The sequence below is a fragment of the Neobacillus sp. YX16 genome, from assembly GCF_030123505.1.
Taxonomy (GTDB): domain Bacteria; phylum Bacillota; class Bacilli; order Bacillales; family Cytobacillaceae; genus Neobacillus.
The window spans coordinates 1,290,135-1,307,529 of the sequence record NZ_CP126115.1; the positions used below are offsets into that span (position 1 = coordinate 1,290,135).

Annotated in this window: 19 protein-coding genes; 14 read left to right on the top strand and 5 right to left on the bottom strand. The window is 39.1% G+C overall.

The window, feature by feature from the left end:
* The first annotated feature begins 47 nt into the window (after positions 1-47).
* The 11 genes from argJ (at position 48) to QNH48_RS06345 (ending at position 13,599) form a co-directional block, all read left to right on the top strand.
* The gene (gene argJ, locus QNH48_RS06295) at positions 48-1,274 is read left to right on the top strand and encodes a bifunctional ornithine acetyltransferase/N-acetylglutamate synthase (RefSeq protein ID WP_095249204.1); all 1,227 of its coding nucleotides are present in this window, start codon (positions 48-50) and stop codon (positions 1,272-1,274) included.
* Between the two features lie 11 nt (positions 1,275-1,285).
* A complete protein-coding gene (gene argB, locus QNH48_RS06300) occupies positions 1,286-2,083 on the top strand; it encodes an acetylglutamate kinase (protein WP_349655121.1) in 798 nt (265 codons plus the stop codon).
* The gene (locus tag QNH48_RS06305) at positions 2,083-3,282 is read left to right on the top strand and encodes an acetylornithine transaminase (RefSeq protein WP_283954237.1); all 1,200 of its coding nucleotides are present in this window, start codon (positions 2,083-2,085) and stop codon (positions 3,280-3,282) included. Before argB ends, QNH48_RS06305 begins: the two co-directional genes overlap by 1 nt.
* Positions 3,283-3,287: 5 nt before the next feature.
* Positions 3,288-4,364, top strand: coding sequence for a carbamoyl phosphate synthase small subunit (locus tag QNH48_RS06310; RefSeq protein ID WP_133370585.1), 1,077 nt, complete (start codon positions 3,288-3,290; stop codon positions 4,362-4,364).
* Positions 4,351-7,587: a carbamoyl-phosphate synthase (glutamine-hydrolyzing) large subunit gene (gene carB, locus QNH48_RS06315; protein ID WP_283954238.1), complete on the top strand. Its 3,237-nt coding sequence runs from the start codon at positions 4,351-4,353 to the stop codon at positions 7,585-7,587. The genes QNH48_RS06310 and carB overlap by 14 nt, the downstream gene beginning before the upstream one ends.
* Entirely contained in the window at positions 7,571-8,548 is a 978-nt protein-coding gene (gene argF / locus QNH48_RS06320; RefSeq protein ID WP_095249175.1) for an ornithine carbamoyltransferase, read from the top strand. Before carB ends, argF begins: the two co-directional genes overlap by 17 nt.
* A gap of 78 nt (positions 8,549-8,626) precedes the next feature.
* The gene (locus tag QNH48_RS06325; RefSeq protein ID WP_283954239.1) at positions 8,627-9,838 is read left to right on the top strand and encodes an argininosuccinate synthase; all 1,212 of its coding nucleotides are present in this window, start codon (positions 8,627-8,629) and stop codon (positions 9,836-9,838) included.
* Positions 9,839-9,898: 60 nt separating this feature from the next.
* Positions 9,899-11,275 (top strand): argininosuccinate lyase, encoded by a 1,377-nt coding sequence (argH, locus tag QNH48_RS06330; RefSeq protein ID WP_283954240.1) that lies wholly within the window; start codon positions 9,899-9,901, stop codon positions 11,273-11,275.
* 91 nt (positions 11,276-11,366) lie between these two features.
* A complete protein-coding gene (locus QNH48_RS06335; protein ID WP_283954241.1) occupies positions 11,367-12,227 on the top strand; it encodes a carbon-nitrogen hydrolase family protein in 861 nt (286 codons plus the stop codon).
* A gap of 20 nt (positions 12,228-12,247) precedes the next feature.
* Positions 12,248-12,931, top strand: coding sequence for a GNAT family N-acetyltransferase (locus tag QNH48_RS06340; RefSeq protein ID WP_283954242.1), 684 nt, complete (start codon positions 12,248-12,250; stop codon positions 12,929-12,931).
* Complete coding sequence (locus QNH48_RS06345; protein WP_283954243.1) at positions 12,931-13,599, top strand: GNAT family N-acetyltransferase; 669 nt, start codon at positions 12,931-12,933, stop codon at positions 13,597-13,599. The genes QNH48_RS06340 and QNH48_RS06345 overlap by 1 nt, the downstream gene beginning before the upstream one ends.
* Before the next feature lie 469 nt (positions 13,600-14,068).
* Here QNH48_RS06345 and QNH48_RS06350 read toward each other — a convergent pair whose 3' ends face one another.
* Both QNH48_RS06350 and QNH48_RS06355 read right to left on the bottom strand, forming a co-directional pair.
* Entirely contained in the window at positions 14,069-14,257 is a 189-nt protein-coding gene (locus tag QNH48_RS06350) for a YfhD family protein (protein ID WP_095249181.1), read from the bottom strand.
* A 141-nt stretch (positions 14,258-14,398) separates the two neighbouring features.
* Positions 14,399-14,533: a YfhE family protein gene (locus QNH48_RS06355; RefSeq protein WP_081825373.1), complete on the bottom strand. Its 135-nt coding sequence runs from the start codon at positions 14,531-14,533 to the stop codon at positions 14,399-14,401.
* Between the two features lie 147 nt (positions 14,534-14,680).
* Here QNH48_RS06355 and recX point away from each other — a divergent pair, with 147 nt between their 5' ends.
* Positions 14,681-15,490, top strand: coding sequence for a recombination regulator RecX (gene recX, locus QNH48_RS06360; RefSeq protein WP_283954244.1), 810 nt, complete (start codon positions 14,681-14,683; stop codon positions 15,488-15,490).
* 10 nt (positions 15,491-15,500) lie between these two features.
* Here the strand turns inward: recX and QNH48_RS06365 are convergent, their stop codons facing one another.
* The gene (locus QNH48_RS06365; RefSeq protein WP_283954245.1) at positions 15,501-16,178 is read right to left on the bottom strand and encodes an SDR family NAD(P)-dependent oxidoreductase; all 678 of its coding nucleotides are present in this window, start codon (positions 16,176-16,178) and stop codon (positions 15,501-15,503) included.
* 85 nt (positions 16,179-16,263) lie between these two features.
* Between QNH48_RS06365 and QNH48_RS06370 the strand changes: the two genes are divergently transcribed.
* Positions 16,264-16,587, top strand: coding sequence for a YfhH family protein (locus QNH48_RS06370; protein ID WP_133370546.1), 324 nt, complete (start codon positions 16,264-16,266; stop codon positions 16,585-16,587).
* Between the two features lie 48 nt (positions 16,588-16,635).
* Here the strand turns inward: QNH48_RS06370 and QNH48_RS06375 are convergent, their stop codons facing one another.
* Together QNH48_RS06375 and QNH48_RS06380 are read right to left on the bottom strand one after the other, a co-directional pair.
* Complete coding sequence (locus QNH48_RS06375) at positions 16,636-16,782, bottom strand: YpzG family protein (RefSeq protein ID WP_133370547.1); 147 nt, start codon at positions 16,780-16,782, stop codon at positions 16,636-16,638.
* A 17-nt stretch (positions 16,783-16,799) separates the two neighbouring features.
* Entirely contained in the window at positions 16,800-16,973 is a 174-nt protein-coding gene (locus tag QNH48_RS06380; protein WP_133370586.1) for a small, acid-soluble spore protein K, read from the bottom strand.
* 138 nt (positions 16,974-17,111) lie between these two features.
* Between QNH48_RS06380 and QNH48_RS06385 the strand changes: the two genes are divergently transcribed.
* Positions 17,112-17,381 (top strand): YfhJ family protein, encoded by a 270-nt coding sequence (locus QNH48_RS06385; RefSeq protein WP_133370548.1) that lies wholly within the window; start codon positions 17,112-17,114, stop codon positions 17,379-17,381.
* Positions 17,382-17,395 lie beyond the last annotated feature (14 nt).

Below are 17,395 nucleotides of genomic sequence, written 5' to 3' on the forward strand. Positions count from 1 at the left end.
GGCTAGGATTACCAAACAAGAAGACAATCAAGGGGGAAATTAAATTGATGCCAGCCATTTCAAATAAAGAGATTGTAGTTTTAGAAGAAGGAAGTGTCACTTTGCCGCAGGGGTTCGTGGCTGGGGGTATGCATTGCGGGATAAAAAGAAAACGATTGGACCTTGGTTATATTGTTTCTGATGTGCCTGCAATAACCGCTGGGGTTTATACAACAAATATCTTTCAAGCAGCTCCATTGTTGGTTACACAGGAAAGCATTGCAAAAGAAAATAAGATTCAAGCGATCATTGTCAATTCTGGAAATGCCAATGCCTGCACAGGAGAGCAGGGATTGTTAGACGCTTTTGAAATGCAAAAAGGATTTGCTAACGAGCTAGGCATCGAGGAGCACCTTGTTGCCGTTACTTCAACAGGAGTGATTGGTGAACTTTTACCGATGGATAAAGTAAAAACAGGAATAAATCAGATTCTTCAGTCCAAATATGCAACAGAAGAAAATTTCAAGAATGCAATATTAACAACAGACACTTGCATTAAGCAGGTTGGTGTTCAAATGAAAATAGATGGAAAGACAGTCAGCATTGGCGGTGCGGCAAAAGGATCTGGGATGATTCATCCGAACATGGCAACCATGCTTGGATTTGTTACCACTGATGTCAATATTGCGCATGAAGACTTGCTAACTGCACTAAAAGATATTACGAATCAAACCTTTAACATGATTACGGTTGATGGCGATACAAGTACGAATGATATGGTTTTAGTCATGGCAAATGGTTTAGCAGGTAATGACCAGCTGACAAAAGACCATCCAGATTGGGATTTATTCAAAGCAGGCTTAAAGCTGGTGAGTGAAGAACTTGCGAAAAAAATTGCCAGAGACGGTGAAGGAGCCACTAAGCTTGTTGAAGTTCAAGTAAACGGCGCATACAGCCATGAAGCAGCAAGAGCTGTAGGAAAATCCATTATCTCTTCGAATCTTGTAAAAACAGCTATCTATGGTACTGACCCGAACTGGGGAAGAATTGTTACAGCTATTGGATATTCAGGAATACCGGTTGAGCCTAATGCATTGGTAGTAGCCATTGGACCTTACAAGGTATTCGAAAATGGCTTACCTAGTCCGATTGTAGAAGAAGAAGTAAAAGAGTACTTAGAACAGGAAACCGTTAAAATCATTGTTGAATTAAATCAAGGTAATGATAGTGCAACGGCTTGGGGCTGTGATTTAACGTATGATTATGTGAAAATCAATGCTTCCTACCGCACCTAATGGGAGGATCTATGATGAAATATATTGTCATTAAGTGTGGCGGAAGTGTGTTAGAAAATCTGCCAAAGTCCTTTTATGAAGATGTCATATCCCTTCATCAAAAAGGAGAATGGACACCGATTATTGTCCATGGCGGCGGCCCGCTTATTAATAAGTTATTGAAAAGCTTAAATGTAGAAACCACCTTTGTAAATGGTTTAAGAGTAACCAATCATGAAGTATTGGATATTGTAGAAATGGTTTTAAGCGGTACGGTAAATAAACAAGTAGTACGAAACATCATTGAGGCAGGCGGTAGTTCATTTGGTGTTAGCGGGGTGGATGGTTGTTTATTAAAAGCCATTCCAACGCCAGATGAAAGTTTAGGTTTTGTAGGCGAAGTAGTTGCAGTGAATACCGAAGCGATAGAGAGTATTGTAAAACAAGGACATATACCTGTCGTTTCGCCAATCGGGATTGGTGAAAATGGGCAGCGATACAATATAAACGGAGATGTTGCCGCCAGTGCAGTTGCCAAAGCATTAGGAGCAAATCTTTGCTTTATTAGTGACATACCTGGAATTCTAGTCGAAGAACAGGGCGAAAAGTCCAAACTAGATATGGTTACCAAAGCAAAAGTAGAAGAACTAATTGAAAATGAAACCATCTACGGCGGGATGATCCCTAAGGTCAAAGCAGCAATCGATGGGTTAGTTCATAAAATTCCGATGGTCGGTATTATCGATGGATTTGAAAAAAATAGCTTGATAGATTACGTGAACGGCAAAAATATTGGAACAAAAATTGTTTTAGAAGAGGAGATTGCCTAATGACCATTAACACTTCCGTTTCCCCCATTTCGTCAGTAATGGCTACGTATAGCCGCTTTCCTATTACGTTGGTTAAGGGGAAAGGAAGCTATGTATGGGACGATCAAGGGAAAAAATATTTAGATTTTACATCAGGCATTGCGACGTGTAACTTGGGGCATGTGCCAGATGTTGTTAAAACAAAGCTTGAAGAGCAGCTGCAAAATCTTTGGCACTGTTCAAACCTTTATAACATTCCAAATCAGCAGGAGCTTGCAGCACTGCTAACAGCCAATAGCTGTGGAGATCAGGTTTTCTTTTGCAACAGCGGAGCGGAAGCAAATGAGGCGGCCATTAAGCTGGCAAGAAGATACGCACAAAAAGTAAAGGGAACAGATTCTTTCGGAGTCATTACCTTCCAGCAATCCTTTCACGGCAGAACATTGGCAACATTATCGGCCACAGGGCAGGAAAAAATCCAACAGGGATTCGCTCCATTAGTTAAAGGCTTTAGTTATCTGCCATTTAATGATATAGAAGCACTTGATCAACTAAAAACCCTCCAGCCTGCAGCCATTTTACTGGAACTCGTCCAGGGTGAAGGTGGAGTCATTCCAGCAAATCAGGAATGGGTAAAGAAAATTGAAGAAATCTGTAAAGAGAAAGACATCCTTTTAATGGTTGATGAAATTCAAACGGGAATCGGAAGGACCGGAACACTGTTTGCCTACGAACAATACGGTATAAAGCCGGATGTAATTAGTGTAGCAAAAGGACTTGGATCAGGGTTTCCGATTGGGGCTATCATTGCAAAAGAAAAAGCTGCAAAAGCGTTCGAACCTGGTACACACGGAAGTACGTTTGGCGGCAATCCATTAGCAACCGCAGCCGGAGTCGCAACGATATCCCATATCATTGAAAGTAATTTACTAAATCATGTTAATGAAATTTCAGTGTACTTTGATGAATTGTTAACTAAATTTAAAGAAAAGTACACTTTTATAGAAGAAATTAGAGGAAAAGGTCTCCTAAAAGGGCTCGTTGTCGGAAATAAGGCTCCTCAAATTGTTCAAAAAGCAATTGAAAATCAACTGTTGATCCTAACAGCGGGTCCAAATGTTGTGAGACTGCTACCGCCTTTAACGGCATCTAAAGAAGAAATAAACGAATTCATCAAAGCATTGGAAAAAACTTTCCAAGGTATAGAGAAAGGCGAGTGAGTGTTTTGGAACAGGGATATCTTACTTTGGAAACCGGAGAAGTTTTTGAAGGCATACTAATAGGTGCAAACAAGGACTCTGTAGGAGAAGTTGTTTTTAATACAAGTATGACTGGCTACCAGGAAATCATTACAGATCCTTCTTATGCAGGTCAGCTTATCACTTTCTGTTATCCGATTATCGGAAACTATGGAATCAATGCGATGGATGATGAATGTATATCTCCTTCCTTAGCAGGAGTGGTGATTGGTGATTTATGTGAAACACCAAGCCATTACCAATCCATTAATAAATTTTCTGAAAAACTAATGCAGGCAGGCGTTCCTGGCATTGCAGGCGTGGACACAAGATTACTTGTCAAAACGATTCGAAGCCGCGGAACGGTAAAAGGATATTTAAGTAAGACTAAACAAGAAACGTTTGATAATAACAAAACCATACCATTTTGGGTAGAGAAAGTTTCGACTGAGAAAATGCAATATTTTAAAAATGAAGGACCACACGTTGTCCTTATCGACTTTGGATATAAAAAATCGATACTGAATGCATTGCTCGATGAAAATTGTTGTGTGACTATCGTCCCTTTTAATACCTCTTTTGAGAACATCAAGGCCTTAAAGCCAGACGGTGTGTTATTAAGTAACGGACCTGGAGATCCAATGGCACTGAAACAGTGGTTTCCAGAAATCAAAAAAATTACACAGCACTACCCAACGCTAGGTATCTGCCTAGGACATCAGTTAATTGCCCTAGCTTATGGAGCAAAAACGGAAAAACTTGCCTACGGACACCGTGGCGGCAATCATCCCGTTAAAGAATTAGCAACGGGTAAGGTTAAAATTACAGCACAAAATCATGGATATGTTGTCGTTGACGAGAGCATTGATGCCCAGGTTTTCCAAATCACATACCGTAACGTTAATGACAAATCCATTGAAGGGTTAAAGCACAGACGCTTTCCCATTCAAACCGTTCAATTCCACCCGGAAGCACACCCAGGACCAAGTGACACCCAATACATTCTAGAAGAATTTGTTTATCAGATAAATTCCGTGGGAGATAAACGTTATGCCATTAAATAAAAACCTAAAAAAAGTATTAGTAATAGGATCAGGTCCGATTGTAATCGGGCAGGCAGCAGAATTTGACTATGCGGGAACACAAGCCTGTATCGCTCTGAAAGAAGAGGGAATACAGGTGGTTTTAATCAATAGTAATCCAGCAACGATTATGACGGACGAAACTGTTGCCGATAAAGTATATATCGAACCATTAAATGTAGAAACCATTGAAAAAATTATTAAAAAAGAAAAGCCAGATGGAATTATTGGGACTTTAGGTGGTCAAACCGGTTTAAATTTAACAGTTGAACTCTATGAAAAAGGTATTCTTCAAAAATACAATGTAGAGCTGTTAGGAACCTCTGTAGAATCGATAAAAAATGGCGAGGACCGTGATCGGTTCCGCAGTTTAATGATAAAGATTGACGAGCCAATCCCTGAATCTGCAATTATTCATACCTATGAAGAGGGGGTATCGTTCGTCAACGAGATAGGTTTTCCCGTTATCATTCGACCTGCCTATACACTTGGCGGACACGGCGGCGGCTTTGCTTATAATGAAGAAGAGCTTGGTAATGTTCTAAAGAAGGGTCTTGCAGCTAGCCCGATTCATCAAGTTCTGGTTGAGAGAAGCATTAAAGGCTGGAAGGAAATTGAATACGAAGTCATAAGAGATGCCAATGACACATGTATCATTGTTTGTAATATGGAAAATATGGACCCTGTTGGTGTTCATACAGGTGACTCCATAGTTGTCGCTCCATCACAAACGTTGACAGATGTCCAATATCAAATGTTACGGAATTCTTCATTAAAAGTAATACGAGAATTAGAGATTATCGGCGGCTGCAATATCCAGTTTGCGCTTAATCCAGAATCAAATCAATATTGCATTATTGAAGTAAATCCGAGGGTAAGCCGTTCTTCTGCATTAGCGTCAAAGGCTACCGGTTATCCGATTGCTAGGACGGCGGCTAAATGTGCAGTTGGCTATCATTTAGATGAGATTGTGAACCCTATAACAGGTAATACCTTTGCGTCCTTTGAACCAGCAATTGATTATATTGTTGTAAAGCTTCCACGTTTTCCATTTGATAAATTTCCAGAAGCAGACCGTACATTAGGTACGCAAATGAAAGCTACTGGAGAAGTAATGGCGATTGACCGTACCTTTGAGGGCGCACTAAATAAAGCAATCCGTTCCATGGAATTAAATATATTTGGACTTTGTCTAGAATCAAATAAAAATGTAGACACTGAGGTCTTATTTGAAAAACTTGAAAGACCAAATGACCAAAGATTATTTATGATAGCAGAAGCATTCAGAAGAGGTGTTTCCCTAGAGGAAATTAAGCAGGTAACGGAAATAGATTCATGGTTTTTAAACAAAATCAAATCTGTCGTAGACCTAGAAGTGGAATTAGCTTTGTATTCATGGAGTGAAGTACCACTTTCATTATTAAAAACAGCGAAGCGTCATAATATTTCCGATAAATACCTTTCACAAATCTACAGTATTGATGAAAAACAAATAAGAAATAAATGGAAAGAACTCAACTGGAAACCAGGCTACAAGATGGTTGATACCTGTTCCGCAGAATTTGATGCGGTTACTCCTTATTACTACTCGACTTGGCTCGGGGCCGATGAGGTAGAAGAAACAAACAGTAAGAAGATTCTTGTTCTTGGTTCGGGTCCGATTCGGATTGGTCAAGGAATTGAATTCGATTACTGCTCTGTCCATGCTGCAAAGGCGATTAAGAAGATGGGCTATGAGGCAGTCGTAATCAACAATAACCCTGAAACAGTTAGTACAGATTACTCAGTTGCTGACCGCCTTTACTTTGAACCATTAACGGCTGAAGATGTTCTTACCGTTATTGAAAAAGAGAAGATTGAAGGTGTGTTAATTCAGTTCGGCGGCCAAACTGCGATTAACTTGGCTCATGACCTCGAAGAAGAAGGAGTAAAGATTTTAGGCACAACGGTAGAAAATGTCGACCGTTTCGAGGATCGGAAAGAATTTTATCAGTTACTTGAAGGTCTAAACATCCCACATATTGTAGGTGAGACCGTTTCACATAAAGATGAATTGCTGGCAGCTGCAGCAAGACTTGGCTATCCCGTATTGGTTCGTCCATCCTATGTAATCGGCGGCCAATCGATGTTTACGATTTTTACAGAAGACGAATTAAACTACTATATCACTCAGCTTGAAGAAAACTCCTCACAGGATAAAATGTGGCCATTATTAGTAGACCGATATATTCCTGGATTAGAATGTGAAGTGGATGTCATTAGTGATGGAATGAATGTAATTGTCCCAGGCATCTTTGAACATATCGAAAGAGCTGGCGTACATTCTGGAGATAGTATTAGTGTTTTCCCACCTATTTCATTAGCGAATGAGGTTAAAGAAACATTAATCGATTATGCTGAAAAGATTGCCAAAACTTCACCGATTATTGGCATTATGAATATCCAATTTGTAATTTATCAGAATCAAGTATTAGTCCTAGAAGTAAATCCGCGTTCTTCACGTACGGTTCCTATCATGAGCAAGGTTACAGGAATTCCAATGATTGAGTGGGCAGTAATGGCACAATTAGGAGTATCATTAAATACTTTATCGAATGAAACGGGTTTATTACCAGAGCCAAATTACTATTCAGTTAAGGCACCTATATTTTCTAGAAGCAAATTAAAGGGAGTCGATCACGTACTTGGACCGGAAATGAAATCAACAGGTGAAGTGTTAGGTTTAGGAGCAACCTTCCATGAAGCGCTCGAAAAGGCTTTCCCTGCAACCAGCGATGAAACAGAGAACTATTTATTCTGTTCGATATCTGACCGGGAAAAACCTGCCAGCCTTCCAATTCTACAACAATTTGTGAATCAGAATTACAAGCTAACTGCAACAGAAGGGACAGCAAGATTCCTTCAAGAAAATGGCTTTACCATTGAAAAGGTTATTAAGGATAACCAGGATGTAAATGAACTTTTCAAAAATAATAGTATTCAAGCAGTTATTAATATACCGAATCAAGGAAGAAATAAAATTAAATTTGGTTTTTACATTCGTGAACAAGCGACCCGCTACAATGTACCGGTATTTACCCATTTAGACACAGTTGAGGCGATGGTTAGTCTTCAGGCGCAATCGATTACTCAATCAGAGGTACGCACAGTAACGGAATATTACAATATCAAAGAGAGCGGTGTGGAGCATGTCAAATGTGATTAAATGGAACGCAAAGGGTTTGCCACAGCAGCCACAATTAAAAGGCAAGGATTTCTTATCCTTGTCCGATTTTCATACTGATGAGATTCTCTACCTTTTAGAGGAAGCAAAGGAACTGAAAAGCCTTCAAAAACAAGGAAAACCACATCCTTATTTGAGCGGAAAGGTTCTAGGGATGATATTTGAAAAATCTTCTACTCGTACTAGAGTTTCCTTTGAGGTAGGGATGCTCCAATTAGGGGGGCATGCAATTTTCCTAAGTTCAAGGGATATTCAGTTAGGAAGAGGAGAAAGTATTTCAGATACAGCAAAAGTTTTATCACGTTATATCGATTGTATGATGATCAGAACGTTTTCACACGACTCTGTTAAAGAACTGGCAGAGCATGCAACGGTTCCGGTAATAAACGGTTTAACTGATCTGCATCACCCGACTCAAGTGATGGCGGACTTATTAACGATTCAAGAGCACAAAGGCAAATTGGCCGGCTTAAAAATGTGCTATTTAGGCGATGGAAACAACAATATGGCTCATTCATTAATGGAAGGAGCCGCAAAGGTTGGTATGCATATCAGCATTGCAAGCCCTCCTGGCTATTTACCTGATGGCAAGATCACAGAAAAGGCGATTGAAACAGGGAAAGTAACGGGAAGCAAAATTACGATTACACATAATCCGGTAGATGCCATCAAGGATGCGGATATTGTTGTCACAGATGTATGGACCAGTATGGGCCAAGAAGCAGAAACGGAAAAAAGACTAAAAGATTTAGAAGCATACCAAGTCAATACGCAAATTTGTCAGCACGCTAAAAAAGATTATATCTTTTTGCATTGCTTACCAGCGCACCGTGGGGAAGAAGTTACTGCTGAAATTATTGATGGACCGCATTCTGTGGTGTTTGATGAAGCAGAAAACCGACTCCATGCTCAAAAAGCAATTTTAAAACTTTTACTAGAATAGTAGATTTTATTTGGATTGTTATGTATAATAATTCTATTGATTGAATAATAATTCATATAGATACGAGGAGATAACAAAATGGCAAAGGAAAAAATCGTTTTAGCTTATTCAGGCGGATTAGATACTTCAGTTTCAGTTAAATGGATTCAGGAGAAATATGGTTATGATGTCATTGCACTAGGTCTAGATGTGGGTGAGGGAAAGGATCTGGAAGCGATTAAACAAAAGGCATTGAACGTAGGAGCTATTAAAGCTTATATGATTGATGCAAAAGAATTGTTAGCACAAGAATATATTTTGCCAGCTTTAAAGGCAAATTGTTTATATGAAGGAAAATATCCATTATCTTCTGCACTATCTCGACCGCTAATTTCAAAATTATTGGTAGAAGTGGCTGAAAAAGAAGGGGCTGCAGCTGTTGCTCATGGCTGTACTGGTAAAGGAAATGACCAGGTTCGCTTTGAGGTTTCCATTCAAGCGTTAAATCCAAATCTAAAGGTTGTTGCTCCAGTTCGTGAATGGGGAATGACTCGTGATGAAGAAATTAAGTATGCGCAGGAAAACGGTATTCCAATTCCAGTAGATTTAGACAATCCATTCTCGATTGACGCTAATATTTGGGGACGTGCTTGTGAGGCGGGTGTGTTAGAGGATCCTTGGGCAGAGGCACCTGAAGCTGCTTTTGACTGGACAGCACCAATTGAATTAACTCCAGACCAAGCAGAATATATGGAAATTGAATTTGAGCAAGGTGTTCCTGTTGCACTAAATGGTGAGAAACTGCCATTGGTGAAATTAATTGAAACATTAAACGAACTTGGCGGCAAGCATGGCGTCGGTCGTATTGATCATATTGAAAATCGATTAGTAGGAATCAAATCTAGAGAAGTGTATGAAAATCCAGCAGCCTTAATTTTAATTAATGCTCACAAAGAATTAGAATTCTTAACACTTACGCGTGAAGTAACACAGTTCAAAACCCAAGTAGAGCAGCAAATGGCAAAAATCATCTACGAAGGACTTTGGTATTCACCAATAAAACCAGCTCTTGATGCATTTATTGATGAAACACAGAAGGTAGTAAGTGGAACAATCCGTGTTAAGCTTCATAAAGGCAACCATACAGTAGTTGGTCGTAAGTCGCCAAACAGTCTTTATAATGAAGAATTGGCAACTTATTCAAAAGGAGATGCCTTCGACCATAATGCGGCTGTTGGATTTATCAAAATTTGGGGACTGCCAACAAAGGTATATTCTGAGGTAAATAATAAAGAAAAGATAACGAAATAATATAGGTGCCCTCGAAACCTTTTCGAGGGCAAACTTGTTAGTTTTAAGGAGGAGCAATCAATGTCCAAATTATGGGGCGGACGTTTTACAAAAGAAACAAATAAGCTTGTTGAGGAATTTACAGCTTCCATTTCCTTTGACCAAAAGCTTGCCAAAGAGGATATTGCCGGCAGTATGGCACATGTTCAAATGCTGGGTGAATGCGGCATTATCCCGACTGAGGATGCCGAAAAAATAAAAACGGGCTTACTTGAAATTAAAAAGATGGTTGACCAAGATGAGGTTGAGTTTTTAGTAGAAGACGAAGATATTCATATGAATATTGAAAAGTTATTGATTCAAAAAATTGGACCTGTTGGCGGCAAGCTCCATACCGGACGCAGTCGAAATGACCAAGTTGCAACTGATATGCACCTTTACCTAAGAACAAAGACAACTGAAATTATTAAATTAATTGAGGACGTTCAATCGTCACTGCTTGTACAGGCAAAAGAGAATGTTAATACATTAATCCCAGGTTATACTCACTTGCAGCGTGCCCAACCAGTGTCGTTCGCCCACCATGTAATGGCCTATTTCTGGATGTTTGAACGTGATAAAGAGAGATTGATTGATAGCTTAAAGCGTGTTAATTGGCTTCCGCTTGGTGCTGGCGCCTTAGCAGGGACAACTTTTCCTATTAAACGTGAACGTGTGGCAGAGCTGCTCGGATTTGAAACGATTTATCCAAATAGCATGGATGCCGTTAGTGACAGGGATTTTATATTAGAATTCCTTTCGATTGGTTCTATTATCATGACTCATATTTCAAGATTATCTGAAGAGCTTGTGATTTGGTCAAGCCAAGAGTTTCAATTTGTTGAGCTTGATGACTCCTTCTGTACAGGATCCAGCATTATGCCGCAAAAGAAGAACCCAGATGTTCCTGAGTTGTTAAGAGGAAAGACTGGCCGTGCTTTTGGAAATTTGATTGGCTTACTGACTGTCCTTAAGGGCTTGCCGCTTGCATACAATAAGGATTTACAAGAGGACAAGGAAGGGATGTTTGACACAGTGGAGACACTGGAAGGCTCCCTTATGCTGTTAGCTCCAATGATTGAAAGTATGACGGTAAACAAAGATATCATGCGAAAAGCGATTAATAACGATTTCTCAAATGCGACGGATATTGCCGATTATTTGGTTAGAAAAGGTCTGCCATTTAGAGAGGCACATGAAGTCATCGGAAAGATTGTTTTATATGCGATTCAGAACCAAAAATTCTTGCTTGATTTAAGTTTTGATGAATACCAAGAGTTCAGTTCTTTATTTGAAGAGGATATATATGAGGTTTTATCACCAGAACATGTTGTAGCCGTTCGAAATAGCTTCGGGGGCACATCACCATCACAAGTGGTAGAACAAATTAAGCTTGCTGAAAGTAAACTAAGTAAATAATCGAAAACCACCTAAGGGTGGTTTTTATTTGTATTACTGTCAAAAATATTAGATAATTCCCTCATATGATGTTTTATAAAGGAGGAAAATAATGAAATTACGTGTCTCAGTTGTTCAGTATCACTTACATACGATTCAGTCCTTTGAAGAATTTGCCGCACAATGCGAGCATTATATAAAAACCGCTGAGGAATTTGGAGCAGAGTTCGTTCTTTTCCCTGAGTTCTTCACCACACAGCTGCTATCAATAGGAAATGGGCAGGGCCAGAGTCTGACTATCAATGACTTACCAGCTTACACAGATCAATACCGAGAATTGTTCTCGAATTTTGCCAAACAAACCAACATGCACATCATTGCTGGTACACATGTTATTGAAAAGGGCGGTAAGCTTTATAATACGGCGCATTTATTTTATCCAGATGGAAGGATTGGCGAACAGGCAAAGCTCCATATTACCCCTACAGAAGTGAACGAGTGGAACATGGAGAAAGGTGACAGTTTTCAAATATTCGAAACGGACAAAGGAAAAATTGCCCTGCTCACTTGCTATGACATTGAGTTCCCAGAAATTGTCCGGATGGCCAAAGCAAAAGGAGCCGATGTTATATTCTGTCCTTCATGTACCGACGACCGCCACGGCTTCCATCGTGTTCGCTACACTAGCCATGCAAGGGCAGTTGAAAATCAGGTTTATGTTGTCTTAACCGGTACTGTTGGTGCCCTGCCAACCGTCGATTTCATGCGTGCTAATTTCGGTCAGGCTGTAATCATAACTCCAAATGATATTCCGTTCCCGCCAAAAGGTATCTTAGTGGAAGGGGAACTGAACAACGATATGGTTGTGACAGCAGACCTTGATCTGGAATTATTATATGAAGTTAGAGAACGAGGTTCCGTAACAACTTGGCGTGATCGTCGAACTGATTTATATCCGGATTGGGAAAAATAATGACGAAGGGTGGAGCGGCCTTGTATCATAGTGAATTCTTTGTTTTTGACCAAGAAAAGCCAATTCCAGTGGTCAGTCGTAATTACACACAAGATGATTTTGACGCGCTCATTCAAATTCAGTCTGAATGCTTTCCTCCTCCATTTCCATCGGAATTATGGTGGAATAAAGAGCAATTATCCAATCATGTCATGCTTTTTCCAGAAGGTGCTATATGTATTGAAGTGGATGGTACATTAGCAGGTTCCCTCACAGGTCTTTGTGTCAATTTTGACCCTAACCATATGGAACATACATGGGAGGAAATGACGGATCATGGATACATTACAAATCATAATCCCAATGGTAACACACTATATATTGTGGATATCAGTGTACGCCCAAAATTCCGAAAGCTTGGTCTTGGAAAACTGATGATGCAGGCCATGTATCATGTTGTGATTCAAAAAAAACTTGAGAGGCTGCTTGGCTGCGGAAGAATGCCTGGTTATCATAAACTGGCAGATACGATGACACCGGAGAGGTATTTAAATAAAGTCCTAAAAGGGGATTTAAAAGATCCTGTTATTACCTTTCTGCTTCGTTGCGGAAGAGTGCCAATTGGCATTGTAGAAAATTACCTTGATGATGAGGAATCATGTCATTATGCTGCATTAATGGAGTGGAAAAATCCATTTTTAAAAGAGAAGGGGAGTCTAAGCTGATGGAATATATACGTATAACAAGTATTACAGATCCAAATTTTAAAAAACTACATGACTTAATGAAAGATATTTTTCCGCCAGAGGAAGTATTAGAGTATGAATTATGGAAGGAACCTCTAGAAGACACAGGTATTCGTGTATTTGTTGCAGTGAATGGCGATGAGGTTGTTGGTGCAACGGAGTATCGCTATTATCCAGATTGGAATATAGCGATGACAGATTTCACCATTATAAGCAAACCGGGTCTTAGCCTGGGAAGATTTTTAGCACAAAACCGCTTAAAGGACTTGAACAAGCTTGCAGCTAAAAACGATAAAGAACTTTTCGGTATGTTTGCTGAAATATATGACCCCTACCGGGTAGGTCATGAATTTGGCGGTGTCAAAGTTATGGATCCTTATGTACGCCGCGAGGTTCTTTCGCATTTAGGTTATAAACGAATTGATTTAGACTATGTTCACCCTTCTTGGGAGAATGATGGTGAGGCTGTGAAGGGACTCGATTTTTGCTTTATGCCAATGAATGATGAGCTAGAATCTATATCTGCTGCACTTGTAGCTGATTTTCTTACTGACTATTACTCCATTCTTTCAAATAAGCCACAGGAATGGCTCGAAATGATTGAACAATTAAGGAGTAAGGAAACCATCTCCTTATTGCCGCTTTAATAGTAATTAATTCGGGAGTCTGTTATTACGGACTCTTATTTTTTTATCATTATCCACAAAATTGTCCACATGTTAAAGCTTTATATAATTAGTAATCCACATACTTACACACAGTATCCACAAGTGAAGTTTCTAATCTATAATAACTGTGGAAATTCGTTTCTAATATATACAAATTATTAAGTTCACATCCTATTCATATTTCCAACATTATTACGTTAAAAAACTGTGAAAGTCATTGTCATTGGTGGGGAACGGGAGTATAGTAAAGATGTAAAGGAGATAGTGAAGAAATTCACAATCGCCTGCATCGTATTACCGGGTCCTATTGCCTTTAATGGTGGAATCTCTCTATAGGGCGCGATGATTTAATTATTTTTTCCCCCTTATATATTTTTAAAGAAGCAGGAATATCCTGCTTCTCTTTTTTTTTGCAGCATAAAACTGCTGCCTGCTTTGTTAAAAAGGGTTATTTTCTACGCTTATTTGTAACGCGCTGGTTGGCTGCATTCGCTCGTGCCATTGCTTCAAGATCTGCATGATCCGCAAATTCAGCGGAATACTCCACATCGTTTCCATCTGATTTCATGTTCTTAGGTACCTGTGGAAGAGATGCTTTGTTTTTATCACGAGAATTATGTCCACGCGAACGACCCATTACAAAAACCCCTTTCAAAGTTGGCATTAAGGAACAAAAAGGTTCCCTTATATAGCCTTTACTAATTAAAAGAGTTCATGAATGGAAAAAACTCCTTATCATTTGCGAGTCGGCGACAAGCTGGAGCCTTCCGCTTTTTTCTTATAATCGAGTCTTTTTGTCATGGAAGCCGCCAGCACGGTCTGCCATTTTAAATTCACGCTGGTAGGATACTTCCTGCATACTTGTAAGTGAATATTTTCCTCTATCCTTATCTTTTTTCTTCTTTTCTGCCATATTGCTCATTCCTTTCAACATTTAATTTTGTTAATCGTTAAAAAGCTTATGGAAAAAATTAAGCACATTCTCCATTTTTACCTTTTCAGAATGGAATGATACTCCATTGTGGAAAAAATATGATAAAGTATTGGTGAGGTGAATGCTATGGCTGTTATTACAAAAATCACCACACAGCAGAAAAATACAGATCGCTTTAATATTTTTATGGACTATGGAAAAGGTGAAGAATATGCCTTTAGTGTTGATAGTGCTGTATTGATTCGATTTGAATTAAAGAAAGGGATGGAGATTGATGAATTTTCCATCTTAGAGATACAATTTCAAGACGATATCAGGAAGGCCTATAATCGTGCAGTTAATTATTTGGCAAGAAGAATGAGATCTGAAAAAGAGATAAAGGACTATCTTGCACAAAAGGAAATAGAAGAACCTATTATTAAAGAAGTTATTCATAAATTAGCTGCTCAAAAATATATTAATGATGAGGAATATGCCCTTTCTTTTGTAAGAACCCAAATTAATACGACAGATAAAGGTCCAGACTTAATCCGTATGGAGTTAAAAGAGAGAGGCATCAATGAGGGGATAATCAAACATGCAATAGCGGTTTACTCTGTAGAAAATCAAGTTGAAAAAGCTATTAAGGTGGCAGAAAAGTTAATCAAAAAGAGTTCAAAGGAATCTCAACGAATCGTTAAGCAAAAAGCAGAGCAATTCCTATTAAGGAAGGGCTACCCCTTCGATGTGATTCATCTGGCGCTAACTGAAGCAAATACCGATAAGGAACAAGATGAGGAAATGGAAGCCATAAGGTATCAAGGCGAAAAAACACAGCGGAAATATAGTAATTTTACCGGTTTTGAATACAGCCAAAAAATGAAACAAGCTCTTTTCCGTAAAGGATTTTCAATGGATTTGATTGAAAAATATTTAGAAGAAGTCGGAAAATCATGACGCAGTTCCGTCATGATTTTTTACTTTCGATGATAATCTCATCTTGATCGAGTTGATTCATTATTATTTCGGCTACTTCTTTAGGTGAACGAAAACGAGAAGTGTCGGCAATGTGAGTGCTCCCTTCCCAAAATGGGGTATCCATGCCGCCCATATATATGGCTTTTATTTTAATCATGCTATTTTCGTACTCTTTTTGCAGGCTTTCCGTAAAGCCCCTAACAGCAAATTTACTTGCGGCATAAACAGCTTCATTCACTTTTCCTCTTAAACCCGCTGTTGAAATAATATTCACCAGCAGCCCTTCACCTTGTTCTTGCAGTAAAGGTAAGACAGCTTTTGTCATTAAAATCGTTCCGAGAACATTCGTGTTAAGCATTTCACTGATTTCTTTCACAGGAATGTTCACAAACGGTCCGAAATGACCGACACCGGCATTGTTAACCAACCCAACAATTTTGTGGTTTTTGCTAATTTCTTGGATCTTTGAAAAAATATCTGCTTCGTTCTGTAAGTCAAGAACAACGGAATCTGCCACGCCGCCTCCTTGTTCGATTTCGGTTTTAACAGCAGTAAGTTTATCAAGAGTTCTCCCAGTCAATAAGACATGATAACCCTGCTGCGAAAATAATAAGGCTAATTCTTTCCCCAAGCCAGAACCTGCTCCGGTAACAATGATGGTTTTCACTGAAATCTCTCCTTCAACCTTTATTATTTACATAAAAATAACTATACTAAAATAAGAGGAAAAACGAAAATGGGAGTGGACTTAGATGCAGCAGGAGAAACGATATAGTACGATGACAGAGCATGAATTAAAGCAGGAAATTGCCCAGTTGTTAGAAAAAGGGAGAAAAGCAGAGCAAATGGGTATGGTTAGTGAATATGCAGTTTTAGAAAGAAAAGCAGCGATGGCTCGATCCTATTTGTTAGATCCTACTGCTTTTAAACCTGGTGAAATATATGAGCTTGAAGGCGACCCTGGGGAATATTTTAAGATTGACTATATGAATGGTGTCTTTGCTTGGGGATACCGCTTAAAGGGTGATGGCAAAGAAGAAGCATTGCCAATTTCGATGCTAAAAGGGTTAAAATAAATAGTAAAACAAACCAGAGAAGACTTCTCTCTCTGGTTTGTTTATTTGCTAATGCGATCGCTTCTTAGTTTCACGCTGTAAAATGATTAAGTCTTGGGTAAGCTTGCTTTCACCATTTATTTGGGAATGTGCATGTTTAGCACTCGCCCATGGTGTGGAAAATGGTTTGTTTTGAAAAGATTTTTGTTTTCCCATTCATAAACCTCCCATTTTTAAAAATACTCAGGTGTATCATTTTCACGCTCACCAGAAGCACGCATCCGCTCTTGTGGATGGGTATTAATTGTGCCATCCGCTCTTTTTGAAGCATATTCTGCTTTTGCCCGTGGCTCTCCCTCTAACTTGTTGTTATTTTGGTTAGGGAAATTCCGTGCTTTATTTCTCACCATGTTGGTACCTCCATCAAAAGGGAATGAGAAACCGTGAATAGCAAAGTGTCGTCACACCAGTGCTTACCACGTGATATTAGTATTCGATTTTTAGCTTTAGGTTATGTTATAAGAAATTGGTAATGAGGTGAATGTATGAACGATTATCACGATAGATTAGCAAAGCTGTTGTTAGAAAAAAACGAATTGCTCTCCTACAATCAAGCCCTGACCTGGGTTGAGTTGATGTGGGAGGACTTTGAAACCACCGCTGCGAAGGCAGGAAGAGATTACCTAGGCAGTGAGATGACGGAAAGAATTGTTAAACAATGGATTGATACTTATGGGGAAAGACTCCATGATTTTGTTGCCAAAAATCCAAAATATAGGGATTTCCTCATCCAAGATAAGAATAAAATAAATTAAAGGCGAGTGACTAT